Below are 24028 nucleotides of genomic sequence, written 5' to 3' on the forward strand. Positions count from 1 at the left end.
ATTAAATCTTCTCCTTTACTAAGTTTGTTAGCTCACGCGGTAAAAATGGTGTACCATCATATTTTAAAACAGTCGTTGTTTTTCCATGTGCGCCAATATTCATTTTCATAATATTTGCAAGCTGACCTGTCGCATTATTTTCTACAACGATAATTTTTTTTGCCTTATCAGCTAATGCTGCCATTTCTTCCGCTGGGAATGGGAATAATAGACGAACATGTGCATGGTTTGTTTTAATTCCTTCTGCATTTAAAACTTCTTGTACTTCTTCTATTGCACCACGTGTCGAGTTAAAGCCTACAAGTAGCACATCTGCCTCCTCATGTGGAGCATTGACATAAATTGGTGTATCAAATTGTAAATAATTGAGCTTGCGCATACGCTTATCCATTTGTGTGCGACGGTTACCCGTAGCTTCAGATGGCTTCCCTGTTTCATCATGCTCTACACCTGTTACATGGTGAATGCCGCCCTTTGTCCCCGGTAAAATACGCGGTGAAACACCGTCCTCTGTATTTTCATAGCGCTTAAAATAGTCTTTGGACTCCACGTCTTCTACTGCTTCAACAATTTTACCGCGCTTAATTTTAATTTTGCTGTAATCAAATGGCGCTACTGTTTGCTTACCTAATGATAGCTGTAAATCCGTCATTAAAATAACAGGTAACTGCAATTGCTCCGCGATATTAAACGCTTGAATTGTGTCAAAGAATGCCTCTTCCATTGTTGATGGCGCAATGACCACTTTCGGAATCTCACCATGTGTGCCGTATAGCATCGCCATTAAATCGGATTGTTCCTGCTTCGTCGGTAAGCCTGTTGATGGGCCTCCACGTTGTGTGTCAATAATAACAAGCGGCTGCTCTGTCATGCCAGATAAACCGATTGCCTCTACCATTAGTGAAAGACCTGGCCCTGCAGATGCTGTAAATGAACGCACACCACCGTAGTTTGCACCAATAGCCATCGTTGCTGCTGCAATTTCATCTTCTGTTTGAATGACTGCACCGCCAACTGTCGGTAGCTTTTTAATCATATATTCCATAATTTCAGATGCTGGCGTTATTGGATATGCCGCCATGAAACGAGAGCCTGCAGCAATTGCGCCAAGTGCGATAGCATCGTTACCAATCATAAATAAACGACGCTTGCCGTCTGCTGGTGCTAAAGCCCATTCGCCAACGCGATCGCCGATTTGTTCCGTGATTGCTTCACGGCCCTTTTGAATCGCTTCAATGTTTTTTGCTACAACTTCCTCACCTTTGCGTCCGAAAATTTCCTCTACAACGCCTTGGAATACCGTTTCCTCCAAATTCAATAATGCCGTTGTTGCACCAATTGCTACCATGTTTTTCATGAGAGATGTACCAAGCTCTGTTGCAATTTCTGTAAATGGTACAGCAAATAATGGCGCTACACAATCTTCAGGAGCGACTGGCTCAAAGCGAGCATCCGCTAAAATAATACTTGATGCTGTTAGTTCCTTGTAGTTGACATCAATTGTTTCTTGGTCAAATGCCACTAAAATATCTAAATCGTCCGCAATTGAACGTACCTCTGTTGGACGCACTGTAATTTTATTATTCGTATGGCCACCTTTAATACGAGAAGAGAAATGACGGTAACCGTATAAGTGATAGCCTAAACGGTTCATCGCAGTTGCGAAAATTTCACCTGTGCTTTCAATACCTTCCCCTTGTTGCCCACCGACTTTCCATGAAAGCTGATGTAACATATAAACATCTCCTTAGCTTACGTAATTTATATATGAATTTCCTACATTAGTTTAACACGAAGATGGTGTATGTACTATTGTAAATATGTAATTCATCAAAAATTCAGTCCTTTGGCGGAAAAAACGGATTGCAGAAGCAGGCGCTCTTATATTTCTTCATATAATACTGCTTTTAGTAAAAATTGAATGTTTTTGAACGCCCTGTTATCTTACAGTATATTGCTAGTACACCATATAAACTAATAAGACCAATAGGCACAAAACTTACCATTAGATGTTTTACGATTTCAATTGGAAAGTGTACTCTCAAAAAGTGGACACTAATTAAAAAGCAGGTCATACCAAAACTAAACAAAATATTAATAATAAAAAAATAAATAGCAAGCTTTTTCCTTTTGAAATGCAAAAATATAATTGTTAGAAAGTAACAAGGTATGACTAAAATGAAAAATAATATGACTCCCATAGGTATTGCTACCGCTTCTTGAATAGGTAATTCGTATACATTTCCAACTACAAAATAAAAAAGGATAGCCATTATAATCGCTATTATAGGACTAATTACAATAAAAAATGGTGTATTCATTAGTAGCTTCCTTTCTTTTATACTTCGAGGCTATTAAGTAAGTAAATTTCCATACGTAAAAAGCCGTCAATTTAGCTTTCACTAAATTGACGGCTTTGTGCATTATCGGTTTCTTTTTTCTACAACTAACTTGAGTGCCGTTCGATCTTCCCCTGCAATCGTAATATCTGCAAATGCTGGTGCGCAAATTAAATCAGTTCCGCTCGGTGCTACAAAGCCTCTAGCTATTGCAACAGCTTTCACGGCCTGGTTGAGTGCTCCCGCTCCCACTGCTTGCATTTCCACAAAGCCTTGCTCACGAATGACGGCAACAAGTGCACCTGCAACAGAATTTGGATTTGAGCGAGATGATACTTTTAATGAATCCACAACTATTCCTCCCCATTTTGCATGATCGAGACAACTTTTTATTTATTGTCTGTAGGTCATTGTATGCTTGAACCAAATGGAACATGACAAATAGAATAAATTTACTGTATATTTTATATAAGGGCGGTGAAAAGCTTTGACAAAAAAAACGTTAAGAATTTGTGAGAAAGGACATCGTTATTATAAAAGTAGCGATTGTAATACTTGCCCAAAATGTGAACAGGACAATAAACCAACTGAGGGATTTTTAGCGAGGCTATCTTCTCCAGCTAGGAATGCACTTGTACATGAGGGTATCACAACTTTAGAGCAGCTCGCGCAATATACAGAAAAAGAAGTTTTGAAGCTACATGGCATTGGGCGCGCATCTTTACCAATAATGCGCACAGCATTAGAAGAAAAAGGGTTAAGCTTCCGCTCTTAACCGAGTGGAAAGCTTAACCCTTTTTGATTATGGTTTAAATGGATAATCCTCATTAATATAAATACGTTCTTGACGCAGTGCTTTACCTGTTGTGTTATCAACTTCAACAAAGAACGCACTTAGTACTTCACGCCCTTTTTTTGGTACTTCAAAGCGTGATGGCATATTTGTTTGGAATTTGTATATAACGCTTTCCTTTGTCATCCCCAAAATTTCATCATAAGGTCCTGTCATTCCGACATCAGTAATATATGCTGTACCATTTGGGTAAATACGTGAGTCCGCCGTTTGTACATGCGTGTGCGTACCGACAACTACTGATGCTTTTCCGTCTAAATGCCATCCTAATGCAATTTTTTCGCTCGTTGCTTCTGCATGGAAGTCAACAAATATAAGCGGCGATATATTTCGCGCCTCTGCTACTAGCTCATTCGCCATTGCAAATGGATCTTCGTGCGGCGGTAAAAATACACGCCCGTGTAAATTAATAACTGACAATGTCACATCATTTTTCGTAATTTGCATTATCCCTTTACCAGGTGCTTCCTTTGAAAAATTAGCTGGGCGAATTAAATAATCGGCATCATCAATGAAGTCAAAAATCTCCTTATTATCCCATGTATGATTCCCCATAGTGATAACGTCGATACCCATTTGCAGAAGCTCATTATAAATATTTCGTGTAATACCACGCCCTGCTGCTGCATTTTCTCCATTTGCAATGACAACATCCACCGCATATTTATTTTTCAAACGCGGTAAGTATTTGGCTACTGCATCTCGTCCAATTGAGCCAACAATATCGCCAATAAATAAAATTTTCATGATACATCAATCCGTTTCTAAAGTGTAGACAAAGTGAAAAATATTTTGTCACACATATTTTTTGCATCCTTCCCATGAAAAAGGGCTGTGCGATAAGTATTGTACTTATGACACAGCCTTTATCTCGCTTTAACATGCAGTTAAAGTCCTCTTCATGAAGATTCATTTTACCCCGCATTAACGGGCTGTAAACCTACCACTTCAAGACTTAAGTGAAAATACGCTAAAGGATAAGTGGGAGTTCAATTGCCCGTAAAAGCCCGATTGGTTCAACTAACATTCAGTGGGGGATAAGGAAAATCCCCCACTGATTGAAGCTTCACTTTATATAATCTGCTATTTCGCGTACTCTACTGCGCGTGTTTCTCGAATTACTGTTACTTTAATATGTCCTGGATAATCAAGCTCTTCCTCGATGCGCTTGCGAATATCACGCGCTAAGCGATGCGATGTAAGATCGTCGATTTTATCTGGCTGAACAATAATACGTACTTCGCGACCAGCTTGAATAGCATATGATTTTTCAACACCATCGTAGCTTTCTGAAATTTCTTCTAGCTTTTCTAAGCGGCGAATATAATTTTCAAGTGTTTCGCTACGTGCACCCGGGCGTGCTGCAGATAAAGCATCTGCTGCTGCAACAAGCACTGCAATGACAGAAGTGGCTTCTGTATCTCCATGATGGGAAGCAATACTATTGATTACTACTGGGTGCTCTTTATATTTTGTCGCAAGCTCTACGCCAATTTCTACGTGGCTACCTTCAACCTCATGGTCAATCGCCTTCCCAATATCATGTAGAAGCCCTGCGCGTTTCGCTAATGTTACATCCTCTCCAAGCTCTGCTGCTAATAAGCCTGCAAGATGTGCAACTTCTATAGAGTGTTTTAAAACGTTTTGTCCATAACTTGTACGATATTTCATACGACCTAAAATTTTCATTAAATCTGGATGTAGGTTGTGAATACCAACCTCAAATGTTGTTTGTTCTCCTGTTTCACGAATCTGTTCGTCCACTTCACGACGCGATTTTTCAACCATTTCTTCAATTCGTGCAGGGTGAATACGTCCATCTTGAACAAGCTTTTCTAGTGCAAGACGAGCTGTTTCGCGTCGAATCGGATCAAATCCCGATAAGATTACAGCTTCCGGTGTATCATCAATAATTAAATCGATACCTGTCAACGTCTCAAGCGTACGAATATTACGCCCTTCTCGTCCAATAATGCGTCCCTTCATTTCATCATTCGGCAAGTTAACAACAGATACCGTTGTTTCTGCCACATGATCAGCTGCAAAGCGTTGTAGTGCTAATGATAAAACTTCACGTGCCTTTTTATCAGATTCCTCTTTTGCACGTGTTTCGGATTCTTTCGTCATTACAGCAATATCCGTCGCTAATTCCTTTTCTACCTCGCTTAAAATAATCGCTTTCGCTTCTTCTCGCGTTAATGCAGAAATACGTTCTAGCTCTGTTTTTTGCGCTGCAACGAGCTCTTCCACTTTGCCTTCCATCTGTTCAATATGCTGTTGTCTGTCCGATAGAGCTTCCTCTTTACGCTCTAGACCGGCTTCTCTTTTATTGAGAGCATCATCTTTGCGATCAAGATTTTCTTCTCTTTGCAATAAACGGTTCTCTTGTTTTTGAAGTTCTAAACGACGTTCACGAATGTCATTCTCTGCTTCATTTCGAAATTTGTGAGTTTCATCTTTTGCTTCAAGTAGTGCTTCTTTTTTCAATGCATCTGCTTCACGTTTCGCTTCTTCAACGATAGATTTGGCAGTATGCGTAGCACCCGTGATTTTTGAGTCATTCACTTTTTTCATGTAGAAATAGCTAACAGCGGCACCAACGATGAGTCCAACAAGCAAAGCGGAGATGCTTATAATTACTTCCATCATACTAAACACCTCCAAGTGCCAATTTCATGTTGTTTTTATTGATTAATTGTATAGACAGTTAATCATTTTTCATTTCAAATTTTAGAAATTATACATTTTTAATTGTATAGTTCTGTTATTGTGCTGTCAAGGATTGCCGCCATATGTAGAGTATATTATTTACAGACATTTCAAACTCACTACTTGCAAATAACCGTAAAATTAAAACGAGCTGTCAAGAAATACGAAGTTCGTTTACATTTCTTGACAGCTCTAGTTGTTTTATTTTTCTTCACCTAATAATAAAGATAATTCTTCGTCCATTTCCTCGTCTTCTTCATGACCGCCAATTGTATAGTTGGCAGCAGCTATGCCGTAAGATTGACGAATTTTATCAGCGATTTCTTCACGAACAGCAACGTTTTCTTTTAGGAATTGTTTGGCGTTTTCACGCCCTTGCCCTAATCGCTCATCGCCATATGCGTACCAAGAGCCACTCTTTTGGACGATATCTAGTTCAACACCTAAGTCGACAATTTCGCCTTCCTTGGAAATACCTTCACCGTACATAATATCCACTTCAGCCGTACGGAATGGTGGCGCTACTTTGTTTTTAACAATTTTAATTTTCGTTTTGTTACCAACCATATCATTGCCTTGCTTAATTGTTTCTGCACGACGCACTTCCAATCGAACGGAAGAGTAGAATTTTAATGCGCGTCCACCCGGAGTCGTTTCAGGGTTACCAAACATAACACCGATTTTCTCACGTATTTGGTTGATAAAAATAGCCAATGTTTTGGATTTATTAATCGCACCAGAGAGCTTACGTAATGCTTGTGACATTAAACGAGCTTGTAAACCTACGTGTGAATCTCCCATCTCTCCTTCGATTTCTGCTTTTGGTACAAGTGCTGCAACAGAGTCTATTACTAATATATCAATTGCTCCACTGCGTACTAATGCTTCAGCAATTTCTAATGCCTGCTCACCAGTATCTGGCTGTGATAATAGTAGCTCATCAATATTTACGCCTAACTTTTGTGCGTATACCGGGTCAAGCGCATGCTCTGCGTCAATAAATGCTGCTTGTCCCCCCGCTGCTTGTACTTCAGCAATAGCATGTAATGCAACCGTTGTTTTACCTGATGATTCAGGTCCATAAATTTCGATAATACGACCACGTGGATAGCCACCTACTCCTAGCGCTGCATCCAATGCTAACGAGCCGCTTGATGATGTCGCAATTTCACGATCTGTCGTTTCACCTAGCTTCATAATAGAACCTTTACCGAATTGCTTTTCAATTTGTTTTAACGCCTGTTCTAAGGCCGCTTTACGATCACTCACTATAGTTCCTCCTCTAAAAAAGGTTAGATTTATTTATCCCGCATTAACGTGCAGTAAGCCTTCCACTTCAAGACTTAAGTAAAAAATAAGCGAAGGTTAAGTGGGAAATCCACTGCTGTAAATGCCCGATTGGTTCAACTAACATTCAGTGGAGGATGGGGAAAACCTGCACTGATTGAAGTTTCACTTTATAATCCTACTATACTTGTTCTTTGAGAAAATAGCAATAAAAAAGCGAACGTATTTTCGATTTTGTTTGAAAATAAAAATTTGGGCATTAAAATACGCCCAAATTTTATTTTTCGCTATTATTTTTCATTAAGTAGGCGTAATAAATAACTACATGTGAATTTAACTGCTCTTAGACGATTTGTGTTGCGCATACCTGAAAGCTGAAGCTTGTATGTTTGCACATCTCGCCCTTCCATACTAATGCCTATCCAAACGGTGCCCGCAGGCTGTTTACCATGACCATCAGGACCAGCAGCACCTGTTAAGCCTACACCAATATTTGTTCCGAATTTTGCCCGCACGCTTTCTGCCATTGCTGCCGCACATTCGCTACTTACCACACCGTATTCGGCGAATAGCTCAGGAGCAATACCGAGCTGCTCCGTTTTTGTATGCTCATTATATGTTACAACCCCGCCTGCTAAAGTTCCACTTACACCTGGAATTTCAGCTAATTCAGCTTGAAATAACCCAGCGGTTAAGCTTTCAGCCGCAGCAATTGTTAAATTATTAGCAAGCAATGCCTCCACTGTTTTCGAAGCAAGTGAATCATCATTTATACCATATTGGAACTGACCAACAATCGCTTGAATTTCTGCTGCTTTTGCTTCAATAAGCCTGCGTGCCTCCTGCTCATTGTCAGCCTTTGCCGTAATGCGTAATGTTACTTCTCCATCAGAGGCTAATGGTGCGACAGTTGGATTTGTTTGATTGTCTAAAATATGTTGCACCGCTACTTCTAACTCCGCCTCACCGATACCGTAAAAGCGCATGACATGCGAAAGGATAATCGCTCCGTCTGTTAAGCGAGCCGCAAGCTTTGGCTTTGCTTCAAACTGGAACATCGGCTCTAGCTCCTTTGGTGGGCCGGGTAGTAAAATATATATTTTATCATTGCGCTCAAAAATCATACCGGGTGCCATCCCGTGATGATTTGCCAAGACATCGCTTCCAGCTAATACAAGCGCTTGCTTCTTATTGTTGTCTGTCATCGGGCGTCCTAAGCGCTCAAAAAACGCTTCAATATACGTTAGTGCAGTTTCATCAAATGCTAACTCCACACCTAATTGACGCGCAATCGTTTCCTTTGTTAAATCATCCTTTGTCGGACCTAAGCCACCCGAAAAAACAATAATATTCGCACGTTTCTCAGCAACTGCAATTACTTCTTCAAGTCTAGCAGCATTGTCACCAACTACTGTATGATAATAAACATTGACACCTAATTCAGATAGCTGGCTCGAAATAAATTTTGCATTCGTATTGGCAATTTGCCCAAGTAAGAGCTCTGAGCCAACTGCAATAATTTCTGCATTCATAGGGATAACCTCTCTTTATTTTGAATCTAGTAGTACGCGGCGGTTTAAGTAGAAATAATCCCAACCAGACCAAATTGTAAAAAATAATGCAACATAAAGCGCAAGCGTATCGAATGGGATGCCTATAAGTGTGAAAATCGTATTGTGCAGAAGCAATGCTGAAATCGCCACAATCTGTGCCCATGTTTTAATTTTTCCTAGTTGGTTTGCTGCAACGACTTCCCCTTCTCCTGCTAAAATTAAACGCAAGCCTGTAACTGCAAATTCACGGCTAATAATAATAATGACAATCCATGCAGGCGCTAGCTGTAGCTCTACAAGCAAAATAAGCGCTGCTGACACGAGCAACTTATCTGCTAAAGGGTCTAAAAATTTCCCGAAATTTGTAACTAGATTATACTTTCTCGCATAATAGCCATCCACCCAATCTGTTGCTGAGGCAAAAATAAAAATCAGCGCCCCAACAAAATGATGAATAGGCATTTCAGCACCAAAAAGCTTCATATTTCCCCATCCGAAGTCAAACATTACGATAATCATAAAGAAGGGGATTAAACAAATACGTGAAATTGTAATCTTATTTGGAATATTCATGATTAAGCACCTTTCATTTTAAAACAAAGAAGCCATATACATCGACATGGCTACTTTGTTTATTGTTGTTGAGCTAATTGAATAATGTAGTTTTGTGTTGTTAAATCAGATGTCGATGTAACAAGCTCATCATTGACATAAACTTCAACAAAGGCATTACGTCCTAAGCGAATTCTTACATAACCATCCTCTGTTGCATCATACTCTACAGATTCACCTTGAGAATACTCTTTTCCCAAATGGTCTATACCCTGTGTATTTCGAAATGCTACCCAACTACGTTGTTCAACAATTTCCGTGCGAATTTTTAATTCTGTTGTACCAGTCACTTCAAATAGTACATCTTCACCATTAATGGCTGTTTGTGTAACAACTTGCTTTGCTTCATTAGCAGGCTCTTCTTCCTGTTCTTCCTGCTGTTGCTCTTCAGCTTGTTCTTCATTGTCTATGTCGTCCTGCTCTTTATTGCCAGTAACGCCCTGATTATTATCCATTTGTACTGCATTTGGATTCTCATTTTCAGGCGGTAAAGAGTTGTTCGCCTTTTGTTGGAATAAGAACCAGCTCACTACGATAATAACGACAATGAATAGGGCCGCAATTAACATTGGCATCATTTCAAGCACCCTGTTTGATGAGCTCGATGCTATTTTACGTCGTCTCGTATTTTGCGTATAGGCTTGTACAACTTCCTCCTGCTGTACACCGGGAATATCCTGTTTATAATCCGCAAGTACTTCTTCAGGATCAAGCCCTACTGCCTCTGCATATTGTTTAATAAATGCCCGCACATAAAATGAGCCCGGCATAATTGAATAGTTGCCCTCTTCTATACCAACTAAATAGCGCTTTTGAATTTTCGTTACTTCTTGTAAATCATCTAAGCTAAGTCCTTTAGCTAATCTCGCTTCTTTTAAGCGAGCTCCTAATTCTGTCAACAATAACACCTACTTTACTAAAAATTAAATCCTCCGAAATCATTGCTTGACATCATATCGTTTTTCTCAATAATTTCATATGTGATTTCTTCATCTGGGTGAGTTCGGAGCTCAATGATATAATCGAAATCTTCAATCGTATATTGTGAATGCTGAACGAAAATATCCGGGTGCTCAATTACTTTTATCGTCGGCATACTCATCATTTCACGCACAAGCTGCTGATGTCTTTCATCCGTCGACTTTCGTGTCACAACGCCATCTAAAATAAATATATTATTACCGCCAAACTCATCGCCGATAAGGGAATTGCGAATTGTTTGCTTAATCATTGTCGATGAAATGAAAATCCATTTTTTATTTGCACAAACACTTGCGGCAACAACAGATTCTGTTTTACCGACACGTGGCATACCCCGAATACCGATTAATTTATGACCATCCTGCTTAAACAGCTCAGCCATAAAATCAACTAAAATTCCAAGCTCATCACGCACAAATTGGAAAGTATTTTTTTCATCTCCGCCTCGAGTAATATATTGCCCATGGCGCATCGCTAAGCGGTCACGCAATTTTGGTAAACGGAATCTCGTAACATTAATATTTTCCATTGTCGTCACAATGGATTTAAAGCGCTGAATCGCTTCGTCATTGGCAGATTCCAGTAGCATTCCTCGTCGTTCTTGCGCCACGCCATTAATCGCTACAATATTCACGCGCAACATGCCAAGCAAAGATGAAATATCGCCTAATAAACCCGGGCGATTCACTTGAATTTCATATTCAAAATACCATTCGCTCATCAAAATCCGTCCCTTTCATTATAGAAACGTAAAATTACTCTATAAGTTCCATCATAGCTGATTTTACAACGTATGAAAAGTTAGAAACTATGCTTTTCTTTCTATATTTCACTTTTTTATTTTAATTCAGCATTATTTTCTACGACAATTAATCGCAGGAGCACTATTTTTGCGATGAATAATAATAATTTTTACGACGGGGGACAGTGACAATTCATTGTGACTACCGCAGTAGCAATGTTTCCTGCGACGAGGATAATGACAATTTATTTGGCATTACCGTAGAAGTAAATCTTTATGTAAAATCAATTACGTAGAGGTGTAATTACGTCCAGATTTTTCCAACTGTTTAGTGGAAGTTAAGTTAAAATCCTCACGCCCTGTGACATCCAACGCAAGTATGGCTAACATAGACGTTGGTCACTCAGTCGTTATCGCAGGATACGAGGTTCTTAAACTGAGTCCCTCATTATCAACGAAGTGATTAAACACTCGCTGAAATAGGTCTAATGTATAGTTAATTTCGCCAACTATTGAGATGGGAAAGTTCTGTACCTAGCGCCTTGCTTTCGGTACAAAAATAATTCACCGCGTTAAGTTAAATATAGGAAAATCAACAAATAAAGGCTATCTAAAAAAACAAGAAAAGTTATCTGAAAAGCGGTGCATATGCATGCTTTTCAGACAACCCCAAATTTCGCCTTATTGCACTCTGTTATTTTGTACGAGCTTAATGAGACAGCTAGCTAACGCCTTTTTTTCATCGGATTCTGCTACTGACCATAAATCCGAAAGAACACGCTCTTGCTCGTTTTTCGGATCTACATTTTCCGCTAAGTAATTGCCAATTTGTACAGCAGCTTTTTCAATTATTTTATTTGGCATACCGCTGTCCTTTGCATCGTCCACTTGAGCGCCTAAAAATGATGTCCATTGCTGCCAGTTTTCTAAAATACTCATTCATTTTCGCCTCCTTTGCACAATTAGTATTTGCAAAGGAGCATTTTATTATACAGTCAGATATACCAGCCGCCATTCAAATGTATAATTTGACCTGTTACATAATCGGCTTGCCCGCTGACATAAAAAGCACAGAGACGCGCAACATCTTCTACTGTGCCAAGTTGCTGCAATGGTATTTCACTAATAATTTGCTTACGCTCTAATTCATCGATATGACTATTCATTTTTGTCGCGATAAAGCCTGGAGCAAGCGCATTTACTCGAATACCATTATAAGCTACCTCCTGTGCATATGCCTTGACAAAGCTATGTTGTGCACCTTTGACAGCCGAATAAACGACTTCGCCTGCCGCACCTGCCGTACCCCAAATTGAGCCGATAAAAATTACATAGCTCACAGAATGAGTGCGTAATTTTGCAGCAAGTTGCTGTAAAATTAGCATCGGTGTTTGCATATGAACTTGCCATAATGTCTGCATGTCAGTGGCTGCTATATCTTCAAGCAAGCCGTAGGACGCATGCCCATTCGCAAAAACAATTGCCTGTAGCGCAAATATTTGTTTTGCTAAGCGGCTTGCAGCTTCTGGACAAGTAAAATCTGCCTGTACACTAAAAAATTCCTGCTGCGGGAAGGCTGCTGATAATTTTCCCACTAATTCCGTCGTTGGTTTAGAGGCGTAATGCACGTATAACGACCAGCCTTGCTGCGCTAGATGCTGGCAAATTGCTGTACCAATTTCACCCGAGGCACCGCAAACTAACGCGTATTTTTTCATTCTTTGCGCTCGCTCATCGGTAAAATTTTAAATACGGTTTGCTGCTCCTCACCCTGAATTGTTTTGAAGGCTTCGACAATGTCCTCTACCGTAATCGTTTCAAGCATTGGTACAACGTCAAATAAATTCATCTCGTTAAATTTATAGCGTGTAAATTGATTCGCAATAAATTCAACAGAGTTTAACGCACGTAGGAAAAAGCCTATTTTTTTACGTTTAATGCGCTCGACATCCGTCGTAGTAAATAATACTTGCTGCTCTGCTTCTGCGAGGCGTTCTTTAATTACATTAACAAGCGCCTCATGCTTTGGCGTATCTGAACCAATTAAAGCAAAGCCATAGCCCTTTTCTAGCATGAAATCATAAGAATAAGTTTCATCAATCAAGCCCTCCTCATAAATTTTTGTATAAAAATCAGAGGCGCGGCCAAATAAGCATTCTAAACCAATTTGTACAGCAAGCTCATGCTTTAGCATTTGTTCACCTGACAAATCCGTTTGCTTTGCTTTTAAGCCGAAATATACTTTTGGCTTTTGCACATCCATCTGAAGTACCCGCTCTTGCACTGCCACAGTTGTCGGTTCCTCCTCGAAAATGCGTGTTAAAGGTGTCGGTTCTGGGAACGTTTTGCGACTTTGATTTTCTTCAATTACCGCCAGCATTTCTTGCGGGTCCACAGCACCAATGACAAATAACAGCATATTTGATGGATGGTAAAACGTATTATAACAAGTGTATAAATGCTCTGCTGTAATATCGTTAATCGATTCAATTGTACCGGCAATATCTATTTTCACAGGGTGTTGATGATACATATTTTCAATCGTTCCGAAATATAGGCGCCAATCAGGTAAATCATCGTACATCGTAATTTCTTGACCGATAATGCCTTTTTCTTTATTAACCGTTTCCTCTGTAAAATAGGGCTCCTGCACAAAATCAAGCAATGTTTCAGTGCTTTTATGGATATGCTCAGTTGCAGAAAACAAATAAGATGTACGTGTAAACGAAGTAAAGGCATTCGCCTGTGCGCCTACTTCGCTAAACTTCTGAAAAACATCACCATCTTCTTTTTCAAACATTTTATGCTCTAAAAAATGAGCAATACCATCTGGCACAATAATCGGCTCCGTTTCACCAATCGGTACGAACGAGCGATCAATAGAGCCGTATTTTGTTGTAAACGTCACAAAAGCCTTTGAAAAGCCCTTTTTCGGCAAAATATAAACATCTAAGCCATTATGGAGCTGCTTATAATAAAGTGTCTCATCTAACTGTTTAAATTCAATTGCTTGCATCTCTCTGCTCCTCCTTACCACACAAGAAATAAATGGACTCGCGTTTTACTTTTAAGGACATTTGCTGCACATCTTCCTTCGTTACTTGCTGCCAGTTTTTAGTCCATTCTTCTACTGAAAATGCCGTAGCTAAATTTTTGTACTGATCGTAAATTTCAATTTGACCACGTGCAGAATCTAATGCTTCTTTTAATTGGTTAATGAGCATTGCTTTTGTCTGTGCCAATTCCAAATCCGTTATTTCGCCTTTTTGTAGGGCTACTAGCTGCTCATCAATTACTTCAATAGCCTTTTGCTCATTGCTTGGTTCAATGCCTGAAACGACAAAAATCAAGCCATAATGAGAGGCATAAGAGCTTGAAGCATAGTATGCAAGGCTTTCACGCTCACGTACATTCATAAATAGCTTCGAATGTGCATAACCGCCGAAAATACCATTAAAAATCTGCATTTTTGGAAAATCTGCATCACCGAATAGGACAGGTGTGCTATAACCAATATGCAGCTTACCTTGCTTCATTTCCTGCTGCTCTTTCGTATAGCTATCCCCCGGCTGGTTGATTGGAACGAGCATTTCTTTCTCGTAATGCTCACGACTCGCAAATGGTAGCATTTGACGTAGTTTTTCAATTATCGCATTTTCATCTACATCTCCTACAACATAAATATCAATCATATCGTGATTAATCATATGTGTATACGCTTCCATCAAGGATTGTGGCGTTACCGCGGCAACAGTTTCAATCGTTCCATTTGCAGAAATAGATGCGGCATGATTAGGTCGCATAATTTGCGTTATTCTTTGCTGTGCATAGCGTGTTTTATCATCAAAAACAGAATGAATACGTTGCATGACCATATCTTTTTCACGCTCTACAATGGATGCTACAAATGCACCATTTTCGAGATTTGGCTTAAAAATAGCTGTGTGCAATAGCTCAAGCACTTCATTTAACACATTGCTCTTTGCTAAATATTGGTCGTTTACCGTTTCAACATTCATTAACACCGTATGCTCATTACCACGTTTTGACGTGTCGAAATAGAGCACCGTACCGAATAAATCATCCAAATAGCTACGATAAGCTGCCGATGTTGTAAATTTCTCATTGCTATGTTGCAAAACATTCGTTAATACAGTGCGGTGAGCTGCATCTTTTTCCGTTAATGCGGCACGCCATTTTATTGAAAAATTCACTGTTTTGAACTGTGTTGTTTGTCGAATATGTAGCGAAACGCCCTTCGCTAGTTGTGTAGTTGAAAACAAAAAAAACCCTCCCTAAAGTAATGCTTTATTCCTACTATAACACGCTTATACTGCTGCGATACAAACTTATTATTTAGTATGGTATTATTGCGGGAAAAATATGCTAAATCAATTACGCCTCGACTAATATTTGATGTAACATCATCGAATGCGTCTTCAAAGCAGGCAATGCACTGCTTTTGGGCACCTCTTTTAAACAGTTAGCACTTTACATGAAACATACTCGAAACGTCCAAAAAGCAGTGCCTCAGCACTGCTTTTTGACGCCTCTCTCATCGCTTACCTTTAATATATGGTTGACCGCTTGCTTTCGGTGCACTCGCTTTACCGATAAATCCTGCCAGCGCTAAAATTGTTAACACATAAGGTAAAATCGTTAAAAATACTGGTGGAATTTCTTTTACATATGGAATCGAGCCACCCGCAATAGATAACGCCTGAGCTAAACCGAAGAATAGCGCTGCGCCCATTGCACCAATTGGATGCCATTTTCCGAAAATCATTGCGGCAATTGCCATGAAGCCTTGTCCATTAATCGTTGCATGTCCAAAGTCATTAGTAATCGTCTGTGCATAAATCGCACCGCCAATACCAGCAAGTCCACCTGAAATCATTACGGCAATGTAGCGCATTTTTGTTACATTAATCCCCATTGTGTCGGCTGCCATTGGATGCTCACCAACTGCGCGTAAACGCAATCCAAATGGTGTTTTAAAAATAACAAACCAGGCAAATATGGCTACTGCAATTGCTAAAATAGATGTGCCATATACATCATGGAATAAAAGTCGTCCTATAAAAGGAATGTCTGATAACACTGGTATATCAAAACGAGCAAAACGCTTTGAAATGAAATCTGTTTGTCCTCTTCCTTCAAAAATCATTTTTACAGAGAATAATGCAACCGCAATTCCAAGTAAGTTTAATGCTACCCCAGTTACCGTTTGGTCAGCGCGGAATGAAATCGCTGCTACCGCTAATAATAACGAGAAAATCGCACCGACTACCATCGCCATTAAAAGGGCTGCCCATGGTGTAAAATTACCTAATGTTTCGTAAGTAAATAAGTTAAAAACAATCCCTACAAAAGCACCGATAACCATAATACCTTCAATACCGATATTAACAACACCAGATCGCTCAGAGAAAACGCCGCCAATAGCCGCTAAAATTAAAGGTGCTGCGTAAAATATAGCAGAAGGGACGATAAAATATAAGACGTCTAAAAAGCTCATATTATTTGCCCTCCTTTTTCTTTCCGAATTTTTCTAACGCAATGCGAATTACATAGCCTGAAGCTACGAAGAAAATAATTAATGCAATAATAATCGATACGATTTCTAAAGGAATCCCTGCAGCACTCGGCATATTTAATGCACCGAATTTTAACGAACCGAATAAAGAAGCACCGAAAACTACTCCAAGTGGTGTATTTGCACCAAGTAATGCAACCGCGATGCCATCAAAACCGATACCTGTAAAGCCACCTTTCACCGATACATAACCAAATGTACCGAGTGCCTCCATCGCTCCACCTAAACCTGCAAATACGCCTGAAATTGTCATTGCTAAAATAACATTTTTCTTTACACTCATCCCTGCATATTCAGCCGCATTTTGGTTAAAGCCAACTGCCTTTAACTCAAAGCCACGTGTCGTACGCTCTAATAAGAACCACATGACAAATACCATGATTAACGCAACAATAATACCCCAGTGTAAACGCGAGTAGTCTGTTAAGCCCTCTAACCAAGGCGAACGCAATGATGCTGAATCAGCAATACGCTCTGTACGGTCACTACCTGACCAATATTTAATTAATGCATTCGTAATATGAAGTGCTGTATAGTTCAGCATAATCGTTACGATAACTTCATGCACACTAAAGCGCGCTTTTAGGTAACCTGCAATAAATGCCCAAAAAGCTCCTGCTGCTGCTGCTGCAAGTAGTGCTAACGGCAAATGAATAATTTTAGGTAAACCTTGCACTGCATAGCCGACATAAGCTGCTGCAGTCCATCCCATAATTAACTGACCTTCAACACCGATATTAAATAAACCTGTACGGAATGCGAAGGCAACCGCTAATCCAGCTAATAAATACGGTGTAATTTGCCGAATTGTTTCACCTATCGTATAGGCATCTCCAAAAATACCATTCCATAACGCAGTATATCCCTTAACAGGATCATAGCCGGAGACAACCATTACAATTGCACCGACGATTAGTCCTAAAATAACTGAAATTATAGGAACGAGAATATTCATTGCGCGATTGCTCATATTATTCGTCCCCTTTCATCGTTGCTTTTCTTTTCGACTGACCAGCCATTAATAAGCCAAGCTCTTGCTCAGTCGTTTCATTAGCATTTAATGTATCAACAATTTGTCCATCATAAATAACAGCAATGCGGTCAGATACATTCATTACCTCGTCTAATTCAAAGGAAATAAGCAATACAGCTTTGCCTTTATCGCGCTGCTCAATTAAACGACGATGAATAAACTCGATGGCCCCTACGTCTAAGCCACGTGTTGGCAATGCTGCAATAAGCAATTCTGGGTCGCGGTCAACTTCACGACCGATAATAGCTTTTTGCTGGTTACCACCTGATAAAGCACGTGCTAATGTCGCCTCACCATGACCTGTACGAACGTCGAATTCTTCAATTACTTGATTTGCCTTTTGCGTAATTTTTTTATAATCAATAATGCCGAATTTTGAAATTGGCTCCGTGTAATACGTTTGTAAAGCGATGTTATGACCTACTGTGAAATCAAGCACTAATCCATGCTTATGACGATCTTGCGGAATATGCCCCAAACCAGTTTCTGTAATTTCTCGTGGCTTTTTATTCGTTACATCTTGACCATTCATAACCACTTTACCGCTTTTAATTTTACGTAAACCTGTAATTGCTTCAATCAACTCAGACTGACCATTTCCATCAATCCCTGCAATACCAACAATCTCACCTTTACGAACAGATAAATTTAACTGCTTAACTTTTTCAATACCGCGATAATCTAATACAACTAAATCTTGTATACTTAATACCTCATCTGTCGGGTTGGCAGCAATTTTTTCCGTTTTAAACTCAACTTGACGACCAACCATTAATTCAGCCAATTGGTCTGGATTTGTTTCAGATGTAACAACTGTACCAATTCCTTCACCTTTACGTATAACCGTAACGCGGTCTGATACTTCCATGATTTCTTTTAATTTATGCGTAATTAAAATAATCGATTTTCCTTCTGAAATTAAGCGTCTCATAATTTGGATTAGCTCATGAATTTCCTGTGGTGTTAATGAAGCTGTCGGTTCATCGAAAATTAAAATTTCCGCACCACGATACAATGTTTTTAAGATTTCTACACGTTGCTGCATCCCAACAGAAATATCTTCAATTTTCGCATATGGATCAACATCTAATCCATATTTTTCAGAAAGTGCCTGAATGTTCTTTGCTGCATCTTTAATATTGACAATACCGCCTTTTGTAGGCTCACTTCCTAATATAATATTTTCAGTTACAGTAAAGTTTTCAACTAACATAAAATGCTGGTGAACCATTCCAATTCCTAAATCGTTCGCCACATTTGGATCTGTAATTTTAACTGATTTTCCACGTACTTTAATCTCGCCAGCTTCCGGCTGATAAAGTCCAAAAAGTACGTTCATTAAAGTCGATTTACCTGCACCATTCTCACCAAGTAATGCATGAATCTCGCCTTTTTGTAATTGGAGGGTGATATTATTGTTCGCTACGAAGCCACCGAATTCTTTTCGGATGCCAAGCATTTCGATCACGTATTCCAAGCGTTTCACTCCTTTAGGCACATTTTAAATTTAGAAAAATTAACACATGGGGCTGTCGGGAAAGCAGATGGGTATCCTGCGTTTCCCGACAGCAGTTCGCACTTTTGTCGAAGTATCCGTCTTTTTAACACTTGGATTGATTCGACAGCCCCATCTATTAACTTTCATCTAATAAACAATGTAATTCAATTTATTTCTCTTAAACTCCTGCTAGCTTTAGTAAAACACAAAACGAATTAGCCTTATGTATTACAATAAATGCATTCAGCTTGCCACTTATAAAGTGAAACTTCAATCAGTGGCGTGTTTCCTCATCCCCCAATATCCTTAAGCCGATTTTCACTCAAGTCTCGAAGTGGGCGTCTTACTGCCCGCTAATACGGGATAAAGACTACTAAAAGAAGTTAAAACTTCCATTACAGTGAGAAAATCATCATAGGAATCTGTAGACTCCTATGATGATTAATTATAACTGAATTATTTTACATCATTTGGATGTTCAGGTACTACGATTTCACCTGAAGCAATTTTCCCTTTGAATTCTTCAATTGATGCTAAAACATCATCTGTAATCGCACCACGTGAATCAGCAAGACCTACACCATCTTCAGCTAAGCCATAAACAATTGTTTCTCCACCTGGGAAGTTACCGTCTTGTGTACGGTTAGAAATATCTACTACTGCATGCGCTACACCTTTTAACATAGATGTTAATGTAATATTATGGTCGCCCACTTGACCTTCTGCATATTGGTCAGCGTCTACACCGATTACCCATACGTTTGCATTAGCATCTTTTTCTTTACGCTCTTTTGCTTCTGTAAATACGCCATTTCCTGTACCACCAGCAGCGTGGAAGATAATGTCTACACCTGAAGAGTACATGCGGTTAGCAGCCGTTTTACCTAATTCAGCTTTATCGAATGCTTCTGCATAATATTCTTCGATTACGATATCAGGGTTTGCAGCTTTTGCACCTGCTAAGAAGCCTGCGTGGAAGCGCTCGATTACAGGAATTGATTGTCCACCGATAAAGCCGATTTTGCCTGTTTGAGACATTTCAGCTGCAGCTACACCAGCAAGGAAAGCACCTTCTTGCTCTTTAAATAATACCGATACTACGTTTGGTGCATCTACTACTGCATCGATAATTGCTAATTGTGCATCTTTTTGTTGGTTAGCAATTTCAAGAACTGCATCTTGCATTAAGAAACCTACACCAAATACTAAGTCGAAATCACGACGTAATAAGCTGTTTAAGTTCGTGTTATAGTCAGCATCTGAAGCCGATTGTAAGTAATCAAAACCACCATCGCCTTTTGTTAAACCATTTTCGTTACCAAATTGTTGGATACCTTCCCAAGCAGATTGGTTGAATGATTTATCATCAACGCCACCTACGTCTGTTACCATCGCTACTGAAATGCCGCCTGTTGAAGTTTCAGTACCATTATCGTTTGAGCCTTCGTTTGTTGATGCGTTGTCATTTTTGTCCTCATCTGTACCACATGCACCTAAAATTGCACCTGTAGCTACAACTGATGAGATTAATAAACCAAATTTACGTTTTTTCATTAGTGAATCCTCCTAGAAAGGTTTTTTAGTCATTAGCAGGAAATAAAATTTGTTCTACACCCTTTTTCGTACTACATGGAAGCTGAATTTATCAGCTCTAAAATAATTTTTAGAATATAAAACTACCCGATCATTATCATCGTAATGAAGTTGCTTCAAGACGAGTAACGCCGTTTCAGGACCGCAGTCTAAAATAGGCGAAACCTCCTCATGAAAACCTATAGGATCGATGTATGTGATCGCATAGTTGACATGGATAGCACCTGATTTTTCAAGTGCTGAAAAAAGAGATACATCCTGATTATTAACAAATTGCTGCGGTAAATAGTTAGCTGGTACTTTATCAATACAATAAACAACCGGCTCCCCATCCGCTGTTCTTACACGTTCAATCGTGATCACATTGTCATCAATGTCGGTTTGAAAACGCTTTATATCATCCTCAGTCGATTTTTCTTCTGTCGCTTTTATAAAAATCGTGCCCGGTGTCATTCCTGCTTGCTCAATCATTGATGAAATACTCGACAATTGTTCAATTCCCGAAGTAAATACTGGCTTAGGGTTGATGAATGTCCCCACACCGTGTCGACGGATGATAACGTTTTCTTCCTCCAACAATCGTAGCGCCTCGCGTAAAGTGGCACGACTTACTCCAAGTGATTTGGATAACTCAAATTCAGAGGGTAATTTTTCATTTTCTTGATAAATCCCCTTCTCTATATCTGATTTTAAGCGATCAATCACTTGTAAGTATAGATGACGGTGATCTGTTTTAATTGTCACTTTTTCACCACCACCAACAAAGAGATCAGACATCTGATGTACAACATTCCTACTAATTAGTTTTCAATATAACATTTTTACTTGCTGTTGCAAATACATTTATTTAAAAAGTGTTACTGAATCATAAAATTTATATTAATTTTTGAACGAAGAAATAACATTCTGAAAAGTCTGTTATCACTATTCGCTTGAAATGCTAGATTTTGCTAGCAATACTTGGCGTGGTCGACTACCATCAGGCGGCCCAACAACCCCACGCATTTCCATTTGATCAACAATGCGTGCAGCTCTTGCATAGCCTATACGAAAACGACGTTGTAACATTGATACCGAGGCACTTTGCTGCTCAACCACAAGCATTACAGCTTCATCGTATAAATCATCCGTTTCCTCAGCAATATCTGTTTGCGGCACTTCAGTTGGAATCATTGACTCCTCATATTGTGCTTTTTGCTGCTGTATAACAAAATCAACAACTGCTTCTACTTCCTTATCCGATACAAAGGCTCCTTGTACACGTACAGGTTTGGAGGCTCCCGCTGGTAAAAATAGCATATCACCGCGTCCAAGCAATCTTTCTGCGCCACCCATATCTAAAATTGTGCGTGAATCAACAGCAGAGGATACAGCAAAGGCAATGCGCGATGGAATATTGGCTTTAATAATTCCTGTAATAACATCTACGGATGGACGCTGTGTTGCGATGATTAAATGAATACCTGCTGCACGTGCCATTTGCGCTAAACGCGTTATCGCATCCTCAACCTCATTTGAGGCAACCATCATTAAATCTGCAAGCTCATCTACAATGACAACGATATATGGTAATTTAGCTTGTTGCTCCATATTTTGTGCATTGTGCTGCTCAATATGCTCATTATATCCTTCAATGTTGCGCGTTCCTGTATGTGAAAAGAGGTCATAGCGCCGTTCCATTTCAGAAACAATTTTTTGCAATGCTTGCGCGGCTTTACGTGGATCTGTTACAACAGGTGCAAGTAAATGCGGAATACCATTGTATACTGTTAGCTCAACCATTTTCGGATCAATCATCATCATTCGTACTTCATGTGGCGCCGCTCGTAGTAAAATAGAAATAATTATCCCATTAATACATACACTTTTACCACTGCCTGTTGAGCCAGCAACGAGTAAATGTGGCATTTTATTAAGCTCCGCCAGCATTGCTTGTCCTGTGACATCGCGACCAAAGCTAATCAATAATTTACTCGATGCCTTGTTTTCAGGCACTTCAATTACTTCTCTTAATGTTACAATTGCAACTTCATTATTAGGTACTTCAATTCCGATAGCAGATTTCCCTGGAATTGGCGCCTCTAAACGAATATCCTTCGCAGCTAGCGCTAATGCCAAGTCATCTTGCAAGCTAACTATTTTACTTACCTTTACTCCTACATCTGGAAGCACCTCATATTTTGTTACAGCAGGTCCTAAATGCACTTGAACCACCTTTGCCTTTACCCCAAAACTTAGCAATGTTTGCTCTAGTTTTTTAGCGTTTGCTTGAATAATGCTATACTCTCCACTTTGATCATGCGCGGGCGGTAATTGTAGCAATAGAGTTGATGGTAATGTGTACGGACTTTCCGATTCATTCATTTGCACAGGCTCTTCCAGTATTTCTTCAATTTCGATTTCAATCACTTCCGACTCTTCTTCGCGAATTTGCGGCTGCGTAAAGGCTGAAATAATTGGCTCTTCATGCACAATCGTTTCCTCTGTTGCAAGCATCTCCGTTTCGGAAGTTACGGATTTGGGCGAACGGCGTTTTTTCTCTTTTTTTGGGCGTGTAAGCTTTCTTTTCAGCGCAGGCGTTTTTTCCATCATAATCGGAACAAGCGCTTTGCCTGTTACTAATATGATGCCTATAAATAGTAGAACCCATGCTGCTACCTTTGCCCCAGTCGAGTCAAATAAAACATGTAGTACACTAAAAAGCAATGCGCCCACTATACCACCACCAAGCGCTTGGCCTCTATTAGCAACGCCATCCATTTCAATTAAAAGGCGCCAAGTTTCACGTAACACTGAATTGGATAGTAGTGCGTTCGCCTTATGCAATTCCTCAAAAAGCAGGCTATGGCTAAACACAGTAAGACTACATATCATAAGAAAAACACCAATGACAACACGGTTTTTCATCGTCACACCACGTCGTCTTACCATCATCATTGATGCTACTAAAACGAGTAAAAACGGGATGACGAAATGCAAATTGCCAAATAAAAATAAAGCAATTGATTGTGTAAAGCGTCCAACTATACCATATTCAAAATAAATAATAATTGCATAAGCAATACATAAAATACCAACAATTTCATAGGTAAGTGGATGCCATTCTTTTTTATTTGCCTTCAATTGTTTTTTCTTTCCTTTGTTCGCCATTACACCTGTTCCTTTCTTACGAGTTTAATAAAACGCAAACGAAGCGTCTGAACAGCAGTGCCTCGCACGCTTTTCAGACGCT

Annotated in this window: 21 protein-coding genes; 1 reads left to right on the forward strand and 20 read right to left on the reverse strand. The window is 39.5% G+C overall.

What is annotated here, in order from left to right; genetic code table 11:
- Position 1: 1 nt before the first annotated feature.
- From MHH70_RS06100 to MHH70_RS06110, 3 genes are all read right to left on the reverse strand, one after another.
- On the reverse strand, positions 2–1735 hold the full coding sequence (locus MHH70_RS06100) for a 2-oxoacid:acceptor oxidoreductase subunit alpha (RefSeq protein WP_066170241.1): 1734 nt from the start codon (positions 1733–1735) through the stop codon (positions 2–4).
- A gap of 172 nt (positions 1736–1907) precedes the next feature.
- The gene (locus tag MHH70_RS06105) at positions 1908–2321 is read right to left on the reverse strand and encodes a hypothetical protein (RefSeq protein WP_342472825.1); all 414 of its coding nucleotides are present in this window, start codon (positions 2319–2321) and stop codon (positions 1908–1910) included.
- A 102-nt stretch (positions 2322–2423) separates the two neighbouring features.
- On the reverse strand, positions 2424–2690 hold the full coding sequence (locus tag MHH70_RS06110) for a stage V sporulation protein S (protein ID WP_042472077.1): 267 nt from the start codon (positions 2688–2690) through the stop codon (positions 2424–2426).
- A 136-nt stretch (positions 2691–2826) separates the two neighbouring features.
- Between MHH70_RS06110 and MHH70_RS06115 the strand changes: the two genes are divergently transcribed.
- Positions 2827–3114: an RNA polymerase alpha subunit C-terminal domain-containing protein gene (locus MHH70_RS06115; RefSeq protein WP_066170234.1), complete on the forward strand. Its 288-nt coding sequence runs from the start codon at positions 2827–2829 to the stop codon at positions 3112–3114.
- Between the two features lie 27 nt (positions 3115–3141).
- On the opposite strand, the gene MHH70_RS06120 is transcribed toward MHH70_RS06115, so the two are convergent.
- From MHH70_RS06120 to MHH70_RS06200, 17 genes are all read right to left on the reverse strand, one after another.
- Positions 3142–3939 carry a TIGR00282 family metallophosphoesterase gene (locus MHH70_RS06120; protein WP_342472828.1) on the reverse strand — a complete coding sequence of 266 codons (798 nt, stop codon included), beginning with the start codon at positions 3937–3939 and terminating at the stop codon, positions 3142–3144.
- A gap of 336 nt (positions 3940–4275) precedes the next feature.
- Positions 4276–5838 carry a ribonuclease Y gene (rny, locus tag MHH70_RS06125; protein ID WP_066170328.1) on the reverse strand — a complete coding sequence of 521 codons (1563 nt, stop codon included), beginning with the start codon at positions 5836–5838 and terminating at the stop codon, positions 4276–4278.
- A 264-nt stretch (positions 5839–6102) separates the two neighbouring features.
- Complete coding sequence (recA, locus tag MHH70_RS06130) at positions 6103–7170, reverse strand: recombinase RecA (RefSeq protein ID WP_107942314.1); 1068 nt, start codon at positions 7168–7170, stop codon at positions 6103–6105.
- 308 nt (positions 7171–7478) lie between these two features.
- Entirely contained in the window at positions 7479–8720 is a 1242-nt protein-coding gene (locus tag MHH70_RS06135; RefSeq protein WP_342472829.1) for a competence/damage-inducible protein A, read from the reverse strand.
- A gap of 15 nt (positions 8721–8735) precedes the next feature.
- Positions 8736–9314, reverse strand: coding sequence for a CDP-diacylglycerol--glycerol-3-phosphate 3-phosphatidyltransferase (gene pgsA / locus MHH70_RS06140; RefSeq protein ID WP_066170224.1), 579 nt, complete (start codon positions 9312–9314; stop codon positions 8736–8738).
- Between the two features lie 59 nt (positions 9315–9373).
- The gene (locus tag MHH70_RS06145) at positions 9374–10252 is read right to left on the reverse strand and encodes a helix-turn-helix domain-containing protein (protein ID WP_342472830.1); all 879 of its coding nucleotides are present in this window, start codon (positions 10250–10252) and stop codon (positions 9374–9376) included.
- Positions 10253–10269: 17 nt separating this feature from the next.
- Entirely contained in the window at positions 10270–11055 is a 786-nt protein-coding gene (locus MHH70_RS06150; RefSeq protein ID WP_066170218.1) for a DUF3388 domain-containing protein, read from the reverse strand.
- Between the two features lie 702 nt (positions 11056–11757).
- Entirely contained in the window at positions 11758–12015 is a 258-nt protein-coding gene (locus tag MHH70_RS06155) for a DUF3243 domain-containing protein (RefSeq protein ID WP_066170215.1), read from the reverse strand.
- A 56-nt stretch (positions 12016–12071) separates the two neighbouring features.
- Positions 12072–12794 carry an SDR family oxidoreductase gene (locus MHH70_RS06160; protein WP_066170213.1) on the reverse strand — a complete coding sequence of 241 codons (723 nt, stop codon included), beginning with the start codon at positions 12792–12794 and terminating at the stop codon, positions 12072–12074.
- Entirely contained in the window at positions 12791–14092 is a 1302-nt protein-coding gene (locus MHH70_RS06165) for a pitrilysin family protein (protein WP_066170211.1), read from the reverse strand. Before MHH70_RS06165 ends, MHH70_RS06160 begins: the two co-directional genes overlap by 4 nt.
- Positions 14079–15359: a pitrilysin family protein gene (locus MHH70_RS06170; protein WP_066170209.1), complete on the reverse strand. Its 1281-nt coding sequence runs from the start codon at positions 15357–15359 to the stop codon at positions 14079–14081. The genes MHH70_RS06165 and MHH70_RS06170 overlap by 14 nt, the downstream gene beginning before the upstream one ends.
- Positions 15360–15631: 272 nt before the next feature.
- The gene (locus MHH70_RS06175; protein WP_107942308.1) at positions 15632–16594 is read right to left on the reverse strand and encodes an ABC transporter permease; all 963 of its coding nucleotides are present in this window, start codon (positions 16592–16594) and stop codon (positions 15632–15634) included.
- Position 16595: 1 nt separating this feature from the next.
- Positions 16596–17642: an ABC transporter permease gene (locus tag MHH70_RS06180; protein ID WP_066170197.1), complete on the reverse strand. Its 1047-nt coding sequence runs from the start codon at positions 17640–17642 to the stop codon at positions 16596–16598.
- A gap of 1 nt (position 17643) precedes the next feature.
- A complete protein-coding gene (locus tag MHH70_RS06185; protein WP_342472831.1) occupies positions 17644–19182 on the reverse strand; it encodes an ABC transporter ATP-binding protein in 1539 nt (512 codons plus the stop codon).
- Positions 19183–19659: 477 nt separating this feature from the next.
- Entirely contained in the window at positions 19660–20757 is a 1098-nt protein-coding gene (locus tag MHH70_RS06190; protein ID WP_342472832.1) for a BMP family protein, read from the reverse strand.
- Between the two features lie 54 nt (positions 20758–20811).
- Positions 20812–21540 (reverse strand): GntR family transcriptional regulator, encoded by a 729-nt coding sequence (locus MHH70_RS06195; protein WP_066170326.1) that lies wholly within the window; start codon positions 21538–21540, stop codon positions 20812–20814.
- Between the two features lie 180 nt (positions 21541–21720).
- Entirely contained in the window at positions 21721–23946 is a 2226-nt protein-coding gene (locus MHH70_RS06200; RefSeq protein WP_342472833.1) for a DNA translocase FtsK, read from the reverse strand.
- Positions 23947–24028: the final 82 nt, after the last annotated feature.

This window comes from Metasolibacillus sp. FSL H7-0170 (genome assembly GCF_038593115.1).
In the GTDB taxonomy this organism is placed as follows: domain Bacteria; phylum Bacillota; class Bacilli; order Bacillales_A; family Planococcaceae; genus Metasolibacillus; species Metasolibacillus fluoroglycofenilyticus.

Excerpts from the sequence above, each read along its gene's own strand:
- pgsA (WP_066170224.1), bottom strand. The coding sequence starts at position 9,314 with ATGAATATTCCAAATAAGATTACAATTTCACGTATTTGTTTAATCCCC.
- MHH70_RS06105 (WP_342472825.1), bottom strand. The coding sequence starts at position 2,321 with ATGAATACACCATTTTTTATTGTAATTAGTCCTATAATAGCGATTATA.
- MHH70_RS06100 (WP_066170241.1), bottom strand. The coding sequence starts at position 1,735 with ATGTTACATCAGCTTTCATGGAAAGTCGGTGGGCAACAAGGGGAAGGT.
- MHH70_RS06155 (WP_066170215.1), bottom strand. The coding sequence starts at position 12,015 with ATGAGTATTTTAGAAAACTGGCAGCAATGGACATCATTTTTAGGCGCT.
- rny (WP_066170328.1), bottom strand. The coding sequence starts at position 5,838 with ATGGAAGTAATTATAAGCATCTCCGCTTTGCTTGTTGGACTCATCGTT.
- MHH70_RS06200 (WP_342472833.1), bottom strand. The coding sequence starts at position 23,946 with ATGGCGAACAAAGGAAAGAAAAAACAATTGAAGGCAAATAAAAAAGAA.
- MHH70_RS06135 (WP_342472829.1), bottom strand. The coding sequence starts at position 8,720 with ATGAATGCAGAAATTATTGCAGTTGGCTCAGAGCTCTTACTTGGGCAA.
- MHH70_RS06120 (WP_342472828.1), bottom strand. The coding sequence starts at position 3,939 with ATGAAAATTTTATTTATTGGCGATATTGTTGGCTCAATTGGACGAGAT.
- MHH70_RS06190 (WP_342472832.1), bottom strand. The coding sequence starts at position 20,757 with ATGAAAAAACGTAAATTTGGTTTATTAATCTCATCAGTTGTAGCTACA.
- MHH70_RS06150 (WP_066170218.1), bottom strand. The coding sequence starts at position 11,055 with ATGAGCGAATGGTATTTTGAATATGAAATTCAAGTGAATCGCCCGGGT.
- MHH70_RS06175 (WP_107942308.1), bottom strand. The coding sequence starts at position 16,594 with ATGAGCTTTTTAGACGTCTTATATTTTATCGTCCCTTCTGCTATATTT.
- MHH70_RS06160 (WP_066170213.1), bottom strand. The coding sequence starts at position 12,794 with ATGAAAAAATACGCGTTAGTTTGCGGTGCCTCGGGTGAAATTGGTACA.
- MHH70_RS06180 (WP_066170197.1), bottom strand. The coding sequence starts at position 17,642 with ATGAGCAATCGCGCAATGAATATTCTCGTTCCTATAATTTCAGTTATT.
- MHH70_RS06165 (WP_066170211.1), bottom strand. The coding sequence starts at position 14,092 with ATGCAAGCAATTGAATTTAAACAGTTAGATGAGACACTTTATTATAAG.